The organism is Geobacillus sp. GHH01 (assembly GCF_000336445.1).
Taxonomy (GTDB): domain Bacteria; phylum Bacillota; class Bacilli; order Bacillales; family Anoxybacillaceae; genus Geobacillus; species Geobacillus zalihae.
Genome location: NC_020210.1, coordinates 787,762 through 802,942, shown reverse-complemented (window position 1 = coordinate 802,942; position 15,181 = coordinate 787,762). Strand labels below are relative to the sequence as shown.

The following is a 15,181-nucleotide window of genomic DNA, read 5'->3' as shown; positions in this document are numbered from 1 at the left end:
TCAAGGGTCGAGAGGCATTTTGTTTGCCTAGTCACTGTCGAACTCGGGTAACGGAATTGGGCACAATAACGCACTTGACCCCCGCGGCCAAAGCAGCTCGAAGCCCGTTTAACGAGTCCTCAAAAACAATAGCTTCATCAGGCCGAACAATAAAAAATCCCTTGAAGCCTTGTGGCTCAAGGGATTTCGCTCGATGATTCCGACTGGGCTCGAACCAGCGACCTCCACCCTGTCAAAATAGAAGGGAAAAAAATAAGTTAATTAAACTATGTAAAATGAGATAAATAAAACTTGAAAACACTGCATTTTTCAAAGGTTTGTTATTCAAATGAGTTAATAAAAATTAAATAAATTAATCGTGTTAAAGTACCTCTTGTGCAAGTTTTGTGCAGATTTTTCTTCGGTGTGTAGTATGTGGTTACCCGATTGATCATTAAAAAATGTTAAAGATTTTGGCTACCCTGAAAATAAAAATAAAGGAAATTTATTTTCATACTACGTTGTGAAAAGAAAAAGAATTTTTCATGGATTTCTCTGTTAAAGTTTATTTGTTGATTTCCGTTTGACAATACCTAAAATAGAGACTCCAAGTTAGTTGGAAGACTCTATTTTTTTGATTGATATGAAGAAACTTGTCTAGACTTAATCTTGTTTCATGGGGGTATTTAAATCCCTTTCAATTAAGATCCGTTTAAAATTTTTAAAGATTATTTCCTTAAAATTAGGTATCAAATCATTAAATTCTTTATATATTGTCACGATATTATCTGGTGTACAAATTTTATTGTTAAAACGGATGAATGGCCCATCGGTCTCAAACAAAAGTCTATCTAATGGAATCCTCTTAATTATTTCTTTTCCTTTATTGGAATGCAGCATCCTATAGTTAACGGAAAAATAATATCCTTCTTCAACAATCTTGTCTAATGTAGACAGTTTGCCAGAATACCAATGAAAGATTGCATGTTTTACATGGTTGCTTTTTAATATTTCAAGCACTTCATCTTCAGCTTTTCTAGAATGAATGGTGTATATGCGCCCCTTATTAAAGGTAGGATTAGTAATAAACTCAAAATTATTGATTTGTCGTTTAATGCTATACAAATTTTCTCCTTGAAAGTCTAATCCTACTTCTCCAATATACTTCGTATAGTTAACAAGCTTCTCAAAAAGTTTTCTGTTCAAATCATATTCACTGGCCAACTGGGGATGGTAACCTAAACAAAGACGAATGTACTTATAGCTAGAAAAGCGTTCGCAATGTCTATCAAATATTTCAGGAAGGTTCGTTACAAAAAGGGTATAAATTTTCTTTTTTTCGTAACCTTCAGCTATTATATTTGGGTTAGAGTAAAAATCGATATGGACATGTGAATCAATAAGGTGCATATCGCATCATAAACCTTTCAAACTCATCTGCGAATGTTTCTAGCATTTGTTTTGTTTTTTGTAAAGCAAATTCGTCATTGTAATACTCTTTACGTATTTGTAAGTGAGAAAATATAGACTGGTTTCTAATCAACTCAACGTATTCTGAAAAATATTCTAGATTTGACACATAGTCTTTTCGATAATCTGCTTCTGCTATATCTTTTAACTTGATTTCATATGGATATTGATAGGTCACATCGAATAGCTCCATTTCGTTGGCAGCCAACGAGATTTTTCTTAGCAAACATGGTATACATACTCCGCATTGCCCTTTATGATTTCGGTCCGGGTTAATCCTACTCTGTCCACATGTAAAGGTGTTTACAATTTGGTTTTTAAAATCTTGAGACAGTCCTTGCAATATTTGAGCCTTAGTCTTGAAGATAAATGGATTCTCAATCTTTACATCTATCCCTAACCGATTCAATAATTCATTGAATAGATAAATGGTGTATGGATGCGTAGTCTTAGTCGTATATCGACCTTTCAGCTCTGGATTCAAGCTTAACACACCATTCTCATAAATATATACACGCTTGTACTTTTCATGAGTCAGGCTCTTTGCTATAGCCAGTGACATATATAGAAGTGATCTAGTTGACTGAGTATACACAGCCTTTTTGATGTCGTGTCTGTTAATCAAGTGAACTGAGCTATCTGGAAAAACAGTATGATAAAAATCTCTTATTTGCTTCTGTTTTGTTTTTTCCTCGCTTTTATTAACAAATCCTATATAATCACTGTGAATGCCGGATTGCAGATTATGAAACGCTCCAGCGAAAGAATCTAGCCCCCCTGAGAAAAGTGTGACAGTATCAATTCTATCATTATCGTCCAAAATCGCACTATTAGTTTGTTCCTCTAATTTATTTTCGATAAATGTAATAGTGTAATATTCCTCCGAGACCCAATGTAACAATGTATGTATTAAGCATTTAGAAGAATCCCACTTATCAACAAAATATACAGGTATTTCGAGATCGATCCTTCTCGGTACAACCTTGTTTATAGAAATATCTGCATAGTATACTGAGGACATTACATTAACAATATCTATTGCTAATAATCTACTATGCGTGTCAGTATGAAAATGAAACTCATCAAAGAACTTTTGATAATTTTGACTTAAATCTAATGTTTTCATTAAAACTCACCAAAAGTGACTTGAGATGTTTGTTCTCTAATTTTTTGAAGTACAGATGTAAGTGGGATTTCTTTCTTAATAAATCGCTGTATTTCATTGTTAACGGTTGCTGTAAAAATTCTATCGGTGGCATTTGTAAGTATTATTTCGATTTGCTTTCTTGAGAGCTCCTCATATATATCTCTCAATGTATCATAAAGTTCTTGTTCAAGAATTAGAAAAATGACTTTATAGAATAGAAGTTGAGCAAAGATAGCTACATCAAACTCCCCATCTAGAAATTGAACCATTACTAACTTAAAAGCCTTTTTCAATATTTTAGAGTCAATTATTGCTTCTTTCTCAATCTCACCAATAATCGATTCAAAAAACTCTTCCCGGCTAATTTCATCTTCTTTTAATTCTTTTAATGTTCTTCCATTGTATCCGCTCGCTTTTGCAGTTATAAATGCATTAGAAACAACATCAAATGATCTAAGTAGCACTGTTTCATTTAAATTTCTTTCTAAGACTCTGTTGGTTAGTATTTCTCGTGTAACTTCTGGAGCATTTTTGCTCAAATCGGTCAAAGGCTGATTTCTTAAAAGGGTTTTAATTTTGTCATTCAAACGTCTTTTGGAAGTTCCCATTTTGATTTCCTCCTAAACTCCTTATTATATAGAATTATGACAAAAATCAGTTTATTTTTCTATAAATTCGACAAAAAAGTTAAAAAAATAACAAAATTAGAGGAACTTAAGTTAGTTACAGAAAAACAAATATCTAATAATTCATGTGCTTTTTCAACGACCTCATTAAGTACTTCATCCATTGGTATTATGTCAAGAAAATGGACACGTTAAACAGAGAGAAATAGCTGAATTTATGCAGCTACTTTTCTCTGATTAGCGTAATAAGCAGCCTCAAGTTCACATGGCGATACATGGCCAAGAGTGGAATGACTTCTCTTACAATTGTAGAAGCATTCGATGTACTCAAAAATGACTTGTTTCGCTTCTTCTTGTGTACGGAATCGATTCGGATAGATGCTTTCTTTCTTGATTAAGCTATGAAACGACTCCATACAAGCGTTGTCGTAACAGTTCCCACGTCTCGACATACTGACTTGGAAATGATGCTCTTGTAACAGCTGTTGATAATCATTCGACGCATACTGTCTTCCACGATCCGAGTGGTGGATCACTCTTCCTGTTGGTTTCTCGTTGTTTAACGCTCGCTGTAACGGTTTGATGACTAACTCTTTGGTCATTCGGTTATCGATATACCAACCTACGATCTTTCGTGTATATAAATCCATAATGCTCGCTAAATACAACCATCCTTCACCAGTAGGAATGTACGTGATATCGGCCATCCATACTTCATTTGGATCCGTTACTTGAAAGTTCTGTTCTAACAGATTCGCATACACGTTGTAAGGGTGATTGCTATTGGTCGTTGTCTTGTATTTACGTACCGTAATGGATCTCAATCCTTCTTCACTCATGATTCGTGCTACTGTCCTTTGGGATACACAAACCCCTTGTTTGCGGTAGTTCTTGCGTCATTTTCGGACTTCCGTAAATCTTGCGTGACTTCAGATACTCATTTCAAAACTGTTGGGTCAGTTATTCTTTTTTCACTTTTTGGTTGCTTTTTGGGCGTTTCAACCATGCATAATACCCACTTTTTTAGAAACACTGAGAACTTGGCACATCTTCACAACAAGAAACTCATTTCGGTGTTGAAAAATGAATGCATAAATTACTTCTGGTTAAGATGCATAACGTTTTTTTAGAATCGCACATTCCTCCTCCAACTCTTGATTGCGACGACGTAACTCGATGATTTCTTGATTTTGTGACTTGATGTTGCCTGAACCCACAAAACTTGTGCCATTGCTTTCTTTGTATTCTTTGACCCAACGATGAAGAGCGTTATAAGCCAAACCTGACTCTTTTGCCACTTGGGCGATGGACCTGTCCCCCTCCAAGCATAACTCAACGGCTTGAATCTTGTATTCTTGATCAAATGTTCTCTTTTTCATCATTGGACACCTCGAACCGATTGTAATTAAGTTTATTATACCCGTGGTGCTAGATAAAACTCAGACAAGCATAAAAATAGCCCTTGCTGGCGGATCTCCAGTAGAATGAAAGTGTCACCCAACATTCGAAAGGAGAGATCCCCCATGCAAGAGCACTTTCATTTTACTACAGATCCAGCCAAACTTCAAAAACAATATGCCGCTATTTTCTGTTTTGTTTCTGCCCAACTGTCGTTGATTCAAATGTATCTTCATCGCCGCAACCGTCACTTGGTCAAGCAAGAAGACGAAGTGGTCATGGCGGTTCACCTTTTGGGGAAGCTGCTGGGCTTTTCTTCCGAACGAGCCTGGCATCGTTTTGTCACGGGAAATTTGTTCACAAACGGCTCGTTTCTTGAACGCTCCCGATACAACCGCCGCTGCCGGGCGCTTGGTTTCGCCATCAAATGGATCCGTCATGAGCTGGCGAAACGTGGCCAACACCATGCTTATGCGGTCGTCGACAGCTTGCCTCTTCCGTTGTGCCATCCCGCAAGAATGCAGCGCGTCAAGCGATTTCGAGGGATCGCGGATATGGGGTATTGTGCTTCCAAAAAGCAATGGTACTACGGTTTCAAGCTGCATCTTCAAGTGACCAATCAAGGGCTGGCCATGGGCTATGTCGTGACGGAAGCGTCCTGCCACGACGTCAAAGCCGCTGAAACGGTGATGACTCAAATCCCTCATCCCTACAACTTTGGGGACAAAGGGTACATCAGCCACGCTCTTCGAGAAAAGCTGTACGAAGAACACCAAGCCGCGTTCTGGACACCGTCTCGACACAATCAAAAGCACGGCCCATCCAAGGCATGGGAAGAATGGATCAGGAAAAAACGCAAAGTCATCGAGACGGTGTTTTCGATTCTCGTAGACCAATACCGGATCACCGACATTCGAGCGAATTCCATTGCCGGGTTTGAAGTGGCACTCGATGGCATCTTGTTGGCTTATTCCTTGGTCACACTAGGGCTGGTTGAGCGCTGACGCTCAACTAGCACCACGGGTTTATTATAATTTCTCTGTTCTCGGTGTCCACTTTTTAGACTAACATCATCTTTGTACATCTATACTCCATATCGATATTTTCTTCACCGTTTATTAACGTACAATGTTCTAATTGCTTTTTTACAAAAGGTTTATCAACTAATAATACGACGATTATACCTTTTACATATCTACTCAAATGATTCTTACGGTGCAATACCTTTATATTCATTTTCCTCTTGATCAAATTCAATTGCTGCATTTGCCAATACCCTGATTCAAAAAATGGGATCTAACCTAGTCCATGTTAAGTTTAAAACCAAATTTCTTATATTGCTCGTCTAAATGCTCTTTTGGTTATTGCCGCTCTATCAAAATTCTTCCATTCAAAACTGTATAATACTAAGTAAGAATATGATGGAAATTTTTAGATCATTTTGTGAAAACAATCTTTATTATTAAATCCTACGACAATCTTTTTTCTTTTCCTTTACAAATTTCTCAAAGTCTTGATTTGTCCACTTCGTAAATCCATAGGTGTGATGAAATTCTTCGTGTAATTCAGGCTTTAATGGTATCCCCAAGCCATATTTAAAATGTAGATCTTGACAAGTTTTACTTAATAAGGTTAGCTCTTCTTCTGTATATTGGCCGATAGTCGAATAAATTGGAAGTCCTGTTAATTCAAATGTTTCTTGTACAATGGCATGAAAAGGATGATGTTCGTTGGCATGATGAATAACAAGTTTACCTTTTTCATTAGAAATGTAGCACCTATAATTTGTCGCTTGTAAACTTGCTTGTTTCCACTCATTAATGCTTCTTCTTAAAAATTTCGAAACAGACGATACACCATTTTTCCAGTTATGATGTTTTTCCAAACTAAAATCTTTTAGACATCCACATGACTTCGTGTGTCCATTCATGAATTTATCTCTTGTTGTATATGTAAATTCGCCACAATCACATATAAATTCCCATAATACTTCACCCTTTGAACTTCTAAAATCTGCCATTCTTTTTGCGGTTAACATATTTCTCTTTACACCGCTTATATCTTCTATCGCATGATTTAAGCATCCACAACTTTTTTTAGCCCCGCTGGTTAGATGGCCGGTTGCGGCCTCATCCGTATTTCCACAATCACATAACACTTTCCAAAGGTAATAACCATTTCGTTTTTTATTCAATTTCTTTGTTACCGTCAACCTTCCAAATCTTTTTCCAACCAAGTTTGGTGACTTTAAGCATCCGCATGAATTTTTTCTTCCACTTGATAAATCTCTTGTTTTAGCGGTAGTAATTTCACCACAGTTACATAAACATTCCCAAAGAAATTCCTTTGTTTTTGGGTTATAGCAAAAATCCACTACTAACAGATTTCCAAATACTTTTCCCAGTAGTTCTGCTCGATTTCCATGCCTACAACCACAATGACTCCTTCTTTCCCTTCTTAGGTCACATCCATTTACAGAAAAAAGAAAATTTGGATTACAATCACAATAAACTAACCAAATATAACTTCCATCTTTGGCTTTCCCAACAACCTTTACCGCCGTTAAAAAACCAAACTGTCTCCCAGTGATATCTTTCATTATCTTTTCCACCCCTTAAGTCGTACTATTAAAATTAAGTTTTGACGACATTAAAAGGTTTTAGCCTAAAACAATTTGATTTATTCCACTCAAATTGTTTTCTGCAACTAAAAATTTAAGCGAAATGCAATGAAAAAGTTTAGCACCTTATGTTCCACAAAAGTAAATATAATCCATATACCAATATAAATTATCTTACCCTATAAGGCTTGACATGGAGCCTCTGCGTGCATGGATTCTTTTGCGAAGGCCGCAGCACAAAAGGAGTTCGCAGAGGCAACCAGCCTACCATGCACGCCACTCCATGTAAAGCCGTGTTTCTGAAATTATATTTTGTGAGAAAACTGACCTGTTTTGTTTCCAATTTAGTGCTTAATTTTTATCTTGCATTTTGCTAAAGTTTTATTTTGCATTAAACAAAAGCTACAAGTAGCGAAAGAAGCATTAGAAGTCGGAAATAAAGCATTGGTAGCTAGAAGATACGAGCTTAGCCCTAATCTCGTACAAAGATGGGTGAAGGCATACGAAGAAGGACAACTAGGGCTAGAAATCGTTTCCTCTCCTTCTTCAGCTGAAATCAAAAGGCTGGAGGAAGAAAACGAACAGCTCAAGAAGCTATTAGGGGAAAAAAGAAGCTATTAGGGGAAAAAGATTTAGAAATCGCGATTTTGCGTGATTTGATAAAAAAGAAGAACCCTCACTTACTGAAAAATTGGAAGTAGCCGAGCAGTGGATCGAGAAAGGATATCCGATTACAAAAATATTGGAGGTTCTAGAAATTAATCGCTCAACCTACTATTATCAACAAAATGGAAAAGTGAAGGAGAAAACAGTAGGTGGGGGACGTCCAGAACCCGGCTACTCTCTAACGACAACTGGCGAAAAAGTGTCAGACGAACAAATACAAGAATGGCTCTCCGAGCTTGTGATGGGAGAAGGATTTGCCTACGGATATCGCAAACTGACCATTCAGTTAAGAAGAGACCATCAGCTTGTGATCAGTAAGAAAAAAGTGTACCGATTATGTAAAGCGATGGATTTACTACTGTAAACTAGCACATTATTTCAGAATCCCTTTTTCAAATTATTTCAGGCGGATTCGGAAATAATGTGCAAAATTTTTGCGGATTGTTCCGGATTTTGCACATTCTTTCGGAACGTTTGCACGCTCTTTCAGATGAAGATTTCCAGCGCGCCTGATGGACCGATGGAAAAGAAAAAGCACAAAAGAGGCCGATTCGGCCCCTTTCATGCTAATACCCCATTTCCTCTGCGGCCATGCGCACCACTTCTTCGTCAATGGCGTCCTTTTTCAGCTGATACCCGTATAACAGGCACGTCGTGGCCAACGTGTTGATCACCCGAGGCCATCCCCGCGACTGCAGGGCAATCGCCTCTAACGCCGATGGGGTGAAGATCGGGTGCTTCGCCCCGGCCTGTTTCATCCGATGCTTGATGTAGTCCGCCACCTCTTCCTTCTCCAGCGGCCCCATCCGGTATCGCATGATGATCCGCTGGTCGAGAGGGCGGTGCTGATTGAGCCGCAGCTTCCCCTGTAAATGGGGCAGCCCGGCCAAAATCAAGACAAATGGGTTGGTCGAATCCATCTCAAAGTTGAACAAGATCGCGATGTCCTGTAAAAATGCATCCTTCGCTAAATGCATCTCGTCCAAAATGAACACCGGCGTGATCCGCCGTTCATGATACAATCGCTCGATCGCCTGCTGGATTTGGCGGAAGAGGTCTACCTTGCGGTACTTCGGTTCCTCTCCTAATCCCAAGGCCAAACCACGGTAAAAATCCATCACGCCTCCGGTGGATAACGGAAAGTAGACGACATGATACAATGATGGATTCAATGATTCTTTCAGCGCCCGAAGGGCGAACGTCTTGCCCGCCCCCGGCTCTCCGATCAACAGCCCGATCCCCCGGGTTCGTTTCACGTACTCCAGCGCCCGCAACGCTTCCTGAAACGCCGCCCCTTGATACGCCTCGGACGGGTCTGTTTCTTTCGCAAACGGCTCCCGCGAGAGGGAATAAAACGTTTTATACATCCTGTTCGCCCTCCTTCGCCGAAACCGCCGCAAACGGCGACCGATGGCGCTTTACATAGGCGTTGTCCTCCAAACGAACCCGAACGGCCTCCGCCACCTTCCTTCCATCTTCGTACACATAGACGCCCCGTTCGTCATAGCGGAGTTCAATCGATTGCCCAATGAACCGGGGCGGCACTTCATACAGCTGCTTGTTCAAGGTGATCGTTCCATCGGCTTTGACCTTGCGGTGCTCCCGCTTCAGAAAAATCGCATCCAGCCAATCGCTATCTTCGATGAACGACACGAGATGCACTTGCGATTGAAACACCTCATGCGGCGTTTTTCCGTCCAGTGAGGCGTGCGGTTTTCGATGATACTCCTCTTCAAGCCACCTCCAAAAGCGCTCGTTCAGCTCTTCGAGCGACTTCGGGGGATCCAACTCCAGCAGCGGATAAAACCGCGTCTGTACGGTGCGGAAGAACCGTTCGATTTTCCCTTTGCTTTGCGGGTCATACGGCTGGGTGTGGATGAGCGTAATTCCCATCTCGGCGCACGCATACTGCAGCACCTCGGATCGATAAATTTTCCCGTTGTCCGAGTAAATGCGCTTCGGCTTCCCGCAACGAAGCACCGCTTCCTTCGTGACGATCCGCAGCCCGTCAAACTTCTCCGAAGGGAAACTATACGTACGGCACCAAACCGCGAGCAGTCATCGATATAGGCGATCAAAAACGTTTTCTGGGCTTTCCCATTGACTCGAATCGTTGGTCCATGGGATAAGTCCCCTTGCCAAAGCTCATTGATCTGGTCATACGCAAAGCGCTTTCGCTCCGGCATGGGCAAGATTCTTTCCCGACAAGGTTGTGTTTTTTCAACAATCGGTATATAGTAACTCACATTTCGCACCCTCCCAACGAAAATCGGGAGGATTTTTTGTGTCCATCGTCGAATGAATCCTTGACACACAAGGAAAGTGAAGGAGTTTTTCTCTCATGAACGTTCAAGTCAAAAAGGTCTATCGTAATGATTATTTGAATATAATAAGTGCCCTATTCAAGAAACTGGGCCTGCCCCAATTGATTGACCATCTCGTTCCCGTTGATCCACAGTGCCAGACTCGAGTCAGCGATGCCGTTCAGGCCATCATCTACAATCTGTTTGACGGCCGGCAAGCCCTCGTTCACGTGGAACGATGGGCTCAGGAGATCGATCTAGAGAAACTCATCCGTCCCGGTCTCCATCCTTCCTGGTTGAACGACGATGCCTTGGCTCGTCATCTCGACCGCTTGTATGAGGCCGACATTCACAAGGTGATCAGCACTTGCTTGATTCACATTTATCGCAAAGAAGGCCTTTCCCTCCGAGCCTTTCACGCCGATACGACGGACAAGACGGTTTACGGCGCGTATGAATCGGCCTCATTAGAGGCTTTGCAGATCACACATGGCTATAACCGCCATCATCGTTGGCAAAAACAGATCGGCTTCGGACTGGTCGGCAACGAGGACGGCATCCCGTTTTACGGCGATGTGCACGACGGCAACCTGCCCGATAAAACATGGAATCCCGAGGTGCTGTCTCGTGTCCATGAACAGCTGAAGCAGGCCAAAATCGAAGACGAATGGATTTACGTGGCCGATTCCGCCGCGATGACGAAAGAGACCCTGGCGCAAACCAAAGCGGCCAACGCCTTTTTGATCACCAGAGGCCCTTCGTCGCTCCGGATCGTGAAAACCGCGCTGGCCGAAGCGGATGCTGAGGACACGACGTGGAGCGATCCCTTTACGTTGGCGGAGAGAAACGGCGCCACGTACCGGGTATGGGAAACATCCTCCACCTATGAAGGCCACCCCGTTCGGCTGATCGTTGTTGAATCGAGCGCGCTCGACCAGCGAAAAGGAAAGACGCTTGAAAAAGAACGAACCAAAGAAGCGGAGCTTCTTCGCGAGGAACAAGCCCATTGGGAGCGCCACCCTTTCTCGTGCCGGGAAGACGCTGAACAAGCCTTGGCGTCCCTCAAGACGTCCCTTCGCCCACGGTTTCATCAGGTCAAGGCCGCGGTCGAAGAGATCGTACGCCCGAAAAAACGGCGCGGACGGCCGAAAAAAGGGGCGGAACCCGAGATGGAGACGCGGTATCTCTTGCGCCTTGACGTCGAATTCGACCAAAACGCGTGGGAACAGGCAAGACGGAAAGCGTCCCGGTTTGTCCTCGTCACGACCGTTCCGGAGGAATGGAAGGGCCAACAAATGGATGCCCAAGAGATCTTGAAGCTGTATAAAGGGCAGATCTCGGTGGAAATGAACTTCGCTTTTTTGAAAGACCCTTTTTTCACGGATGAGATCTATGTCAAAAAGCCAGAACGAGTTGCGGTATTGGGCTATTTGTTTCTCTTGGCCTTGGCCATTTACCGCGTCTTTCAGCGCCGGGTGCGCCAGTTCATCACACCCGAACACCCATTAAAGGGCGCCGGAGGCCGCAAGCTGACCCGACCGACGGGGCAGGCGATTTTCCAGCTGTTTCAATATGTGAACGTCGTCCTCCTGGAGCTGCCGGATGGACGCATCCAACGCTCACTGGATCGCTCCCTCACCCCTGAACAACGAAGGATTCTGCAGGGGTTGGGGCTGGATGAGAGCATTTACGTGTAACGTCATACGGAACGACCAGCGATGGTAAAAAAAGGATAGCCATCGCTCGTCGTGTGGTCAAAAAGTTATTCTGAAAAACTAAATAAAAAATCCTTTGTTTTGACCTTGTTAGGGTGCGAAATGTGAGTAGTAAAGTAAGAGGTATGATTTTCTGGGATTTCCCCCTGCTCGATCAGGTGTTCGTAGAACACCGTCACGGGCATGGTGGGATGTTCTTTTCTTAGGGCTAAAATATGATCCTCATCATCGGGCGACAGACGCCTTGAGTGGCCGCGGTCCGAACGGCGCTTCGGCTTTAAGGCGTCAAAGCCCCCTTTTTTGTATCGGGTGCACCAATCGAGGATCGTCTTGGCTGCGATTCGTTTGTCGCCCTGGTGGGGAACATGGTGCACTCGCTCGCTCACCTCTTTCAGATACGTCTTCGGTTCCACCTGCCCATTCACCAACGGAGCGATTAGCCCGTACCGAAACAGGGCAATGTCGTGTCTCATCGACTCATCCATTCGAATCTCCTCCTTGTCTCACTTGGAATCAGGACCGTTCCGGTCCGTCTGCCCTTATCGTACCGGATCGCTTTTTCTCCGTCGATAGGAAAGGTTTGTGGGAACCTCAACTATTTCCAATTTAGGATATGTATGTAAAATCAGGATCCCATTTGATTCGCAAAAGGGTGTCGGAATCCGTCCTCCCACATGTCTCTGATGACCGAATAGAGACCGTGTTTCTCCAACGTCCGGATCCACCAGGAAGCCCGTTCCTTTTCTTTTTTCACGATAGGGCCTATGATCCTCCACCGCCTCGCAAAAAAGCTGTGAAGGCTTGATAGGTTTCGGCAGAACCGTCGGACATAAAAGATGATGCCGTCCTTTGTCGGGAGAAACGGAGCCCGGTTCGTCCCCTCGGTCAATCCCAACTGCTCTTTCACGACTTGCCATATGGCGGACAACGTATACTGAAAATACGGGAGGAGAAAGGAAGGCAGCACACTCACCGTCTTCAAGCATTCCCGACAGCGATACCGGACAATCCAAATGCGATCATCACCATGTGGGGTCAATGCGTTTCGCTCATAGTAACCGTGGCGGTGCAACGGGCGCTTGGCCCGGCAATGCGGACACTTTTTCAGAAGAGGGAAGTCGTTTTCTTTTCCACGCTCTGCATACGTTTGGACGTCAATGCCAAAGTCATGAAATTGAATCACGTCCTCCTCCCCCTCCTCTGAACCGATGGATTTTCTCTTCCGAAATAATTCACAAAAAATTTAGCACATTCTTTCAGAAAAGGGGAGAGGGCTTTCTGAAGGAATGTGCAAAAAAATGGCTCTTTTGTTCCGAAATAAAGTGATAATTTACAAGGAAAAACGCACCACGCATCAATTTTTAACGATGAGTGAGATAACGAAGTTAGGAAAATTTCAGGAAAAATGAACAAAAGGCTTACAACTAATGACCACATAGACATTTAAAAATTATACTGTATACTATAGTGTCTGTTCATTTACTTAGGTAACTACTTTGCGAGTCAGTCAAGACTTTGTGGAGAACATTTTTTCGGTTCACTACGGACGTTGTCAATCACCGGTTAGTGAACCATTTTCAGGAATTGATATCGTAAGCGCTTTCGGACTCTCATCCCTCATCTTGAGGTGATGATACGATATTCCATTTTTTTACACCCAACCACCATCCCGGAGCGCCGACAACGCTTGATGGATCGGCGTCCCGGATGACTGCTGAAGATACGGGATGTTTTGTCGCATCACATCCGCCCACAACCGTCCTGCCTTCCGTTTGGCCTGTTCGATCCGCTTGGACTTTGTTGAGGCCGAGACGGCCGACTGGGGCTCTTGCTCCTCCCACCGTCCCTTTCTCCACCCGATCCCGTCGATTCGGGCTGCCATCGCCCTCAGAAACGCCCGAAGCCCTTGGTCTTTCCAGCTGCGGCGGGATTTCACCCGATGCGCAAATCGGCTCATCACACTCTCCGCATGGCCCATCGGACGCATGCCGGTCGTCTCCACCCCTTGCTCCGACAGCCACTCCCGGTAGTCCCGGATGCATCCCGGCATCGACTCGATCCGGCGAATCAAGGCGGCCAGCTGTTGTTCTTTGCCTTCGTCCCCCAACGTGCCGACCGCGCTGTTCAGCTCGACCAAAAGTCCTTCTTCGTCTTGTTTCGCCAGCTTCCTCCGCACCTCCCGCCAACGCGGATGGCCGGAGAGGCATTGGCGCAGCTCCCGCGCCACATGAAATCGATCCAACTGAAAGCAGGCTCGCTTTCCAAAATACTCCCAGCAGGCCGTGATCCACGACGCCGCGTCGCCGTTGATGATCAAAAGGTCCCGGCACGGATCATAGGCATATTCCTTCATCAGCCACTCTTCAAACCGTTCCCACACGTCTCCCGCCCCTTCATGGAGGCAGCAGCGCCGGTTCACGAGCTCGAGCTGCGAACCGCTTCGTCTCCATCCCTCATGAACCGCCAGGATTTTCTCTTCTTTCGCCCGTTTCCCTTTCCCCTGGCGGGAAACAGAGTCCTTCCGCCTCCACAAACAGCACTCGGCCGTGCCGTTGGGAAACAGGGTGGTGCAGCGAGACAGGGGCCTCCAGCACCAGTTGGCGAATCGCCTCGTGGCTCATGACCGCATACCCCACGATCGACTCCAGCGTGCGAGCCGCTTTGCGGTAGGAAGAGCACTCTACGGCCAACTCGACCGCCGTTTCCTCGAGGCACGGACTGATCGACTGCGCTCCATCAAAGCCCAGTTCGGCATCTAGCAAGAAGGTATAGGCCCCTGTTTGTCGATCATAGTAGTCGTTCCGACGGAACGCCACTTCTCCAAACAGCGTTTGGATCGTGGTCGGCCGTTTATCTTTCAGCTGATACCGCCGCTTGTCCCGCGCTTCCGCCAGTTGTTGATCAATCTCCTCCAAAAGGGCGGCCAACAAGACAGCGAACACCTTTTGAAGAGTTCTTACTAATTGCTCCTCCAACTCTTTTAATAGGGGCCATTATGTGGTAAGATGTTTCATGGACTCCCTCCCTCCTGTTTTATGGATGTTGGTCATCACCATCATAGCAGGGAGAGAGTCCTTTTTACATGAGATTTGTTTTTGGATTGGTGGCCCCGACGAGCGTGGCGAACAAAAATTCGCTACGCTCGTCGGGGATCCTTCCTGAATTTCACCCACAAATATTTTACTCACTCTTTGTGTTCGCATAGGCGGCGGGGCAATAAAAAAACACCTCGATCTCCATCGAGATCGAGGTGTTTT

11 protein-coding genes and 5 pseudogenes are annotated in these 15,181 nt (G+C 44.1%); 4 read left to right on the top strand and 12 right to left on the bottom strand.

Going from position 1 to position 15,181, the window contains the following annotated elements; all coding sequences use genetic code 11:
• Positions 1–43: 43 nt before the first annotated feature.
• The 6 genes and pseudogenes from GHH_RS18730 to GHH_RS19295 all read right to left on the bottom strand — a co-directional run.
• Positions 44–148: pseudogene (locus GHH_RS18730) on the bottom strand (HAD family hydrolase); the annotation flags it as partial.
• Between the two features lie 494 nt (positions 149–642).
• A complete protein-coding gene (locus GHH_RS04125) occupies positions 643–1,389 on the bottom strand; it encodes a TatD family hydrolase (RefSeq protein ID WP_015374206.1) in 747 nt (248 codons plus the stop codon).
• Positions 1,376–2,575 (bottom strand): 7-cyano-7-deazaguanine synthase, encoded by a 1,200-nt coding sequence (locus GHH_RS04120; protein ID WP_015374205.1) that lies wholly within the window; start codon positions 2,573–2,575, stop codon positions 1,376–1,378. Before GHH_RS04120 ends, GHH_RS04125 begins: the two co-directional genes overlap by 14 nt.
• Positions 2,575–3,204, bottom strand: a complete 630-nt coding sequence (locus GHH_RS04115) for a hypothetical protein (protein ID WP_015374204.1) — start codon at positions 3,202–3,204, stop codon at positions 2,575–2,577. Before GHH_RS04115 ends, GHH_RS04120 begins: the two co-directional genes overlap by 1 nt.
• A 233-nt stretch (positions 3,205–3,437) precedes the next feature.
• Positions 3,438–4,094, bottom strand: a pseudogene (locus tag GHH_RS19300) (IS3 family transposase); the annotation flags it as partial.
• Between the two features lie 234 nt (positions 4,095–4,328).
• A complete protein-coding gene (locus GHH_RS19295) occupies positions 4,329–4,601 on the bottom strand; it encodes a transposase (RefSeq protein WP_041470418.1) in 273 nt (90 codons plus the stop codon).
• 144 nt (positions 4,602–4,745) lie between these two features.
• Here GHH_RS19295 and GHH_RS04100 point away from each other — a divergent pair, with 144 nt between their 5' ends.
• Positions 4,746–5,624, top strand: a complete 879-nt coding sequence (locus GHH_RS04100; RefSeq protein ID WP_011231214.1) for an IS982-like element ISGsp1 family transposase — start codon at positions 4,746–4,748, stop codon at positions 5,622–5,624.
• 458 nt (positions 5,625–6,082) lie between these two features.
• Here GHH_RS04100 and GHH_RS18725 read toward each other — a convergent pair whose 3' ends face one another.
• The gene (locus GHH_RS18725) at positions 6,083–7,219 is read right to left on the bottom strand and encodes a hypothetical protein (RefSeq protein WP_015374200.1); all 1,137 of its coding nucleotides are present in this window, start codon (positions 7,217–7,219) and stop codon (positions 6,083–6,085) included.
• A gap of 384 nt (positions 7,220–7,603) precedes the next feature.
• Here GHH_RS18725 and GHH_RS19380 point away from each other — a divergent pair, with 384 nt between their 5' ends.
• Positions 7,604–7,861 (top strand): transposase, encoded by a 258-nt coding sequence (locus GHH_RS19380; RefSeq protein WP_371198469.1) that lies wholly within the window; start codon positions 7,604–7,606, stop codon positions 7,859–7,861.
• A 70-nt stretch (positions 7,862–7,931) separates the two neighbouring features.
• The gene (locus GHH_RS04085; RefSeq protein ID WP_015374199.1) at positions 7,932–8,270 is read left to right on the top strand and encodes an IS3 family transposase; all 339 of its coding nucleotides are present in this window, start codon (positions 7,932–7,934) and stop codon (positions 8,268–8,270) included.
• 202 nt (positions 8,271–8,472) lie between these two features.
• On the opposite strand, the gene GHH_RS04075 is transcribed toward GHH_RS04085, so the two are convergent.
• Together GHH_RS04075 and GHH_RS04070 are read right to left on the bottom strand one after the other, a co-directional pair.
• On the bottom strand, positions 8,473–9,273 hold the full coding sequence (locus GHH_RS04075; protein WP_015374198.1) for an ExeA family protein: 801 nt from the start codon (positions 9,271–9,273) through the stop codon (positions 8,473–8,475).
• A pseudogene (locus GHH_RS04070) lies at positions 9,266–10,145 on the bottom strand (DDE-type integrase/transposase/recombinase); the annotation flags it as partial. The gene GHH_RS04075 and the pseudogene GHH_RS04070, both read right to left, overlap by 8 nt.
• Positions 10,146–10,247: 102 nt before the next feature.
• Between GHH_RS04070 and GHH_RS04065 the strand changes: the two are divergent.
• On the top strand, positions 10,248–11,906 hold the full coding sequence (locus GHH_RS04065) for an IS1634 family transposase (RefSeq protein WP_015374196.1): 1,659 nt from the start codon (positions 10,248–10,250) through the stop codon (positions 11,904–11,906).
• Positions 11,907–12,028: 122 nt separating this feature from the next.
• Here the strand turns inward: GHH_RS04065 and GHH_RS04060 are convergent.
• The 3 genes and pseudogenes from GHH_RS04060 to GHH_RS17910 all read right to left on the bottom strand — a co-directional run.
• Positions 12,029–12,409 (bottom strand): annotated as a pseudogene (locus GHH_RS04060) (helix-turn-helix domain-containing protein); the annotation flags it as partial.
• Between the two features lie 140 nt (positions 12,410–12,549).
• Positions 12,550–13,107 carry a DUF6431 domain-containing protein gene (locus tag GHH_RS19375; protein WP_015374194.1) on the bottom strand — a complete coding sequence of 186 codons (558 nt, stop codon included), beginning with the start codon at positions 13,105–13,107 and terminating at the stop codon, positions 12,550–12,552.
• A 468-nt stretch (positions 13,108–13,575) separates the two neighbouring features.
• Positions 13,576–14,899 (bottom strand): annotated as a pseudogene (locus GHH_RS17910) (ISLre2 family transposase).
• Between the last annotated feature and the right edge of the window lie 282 nt (positions 14,900–15,181).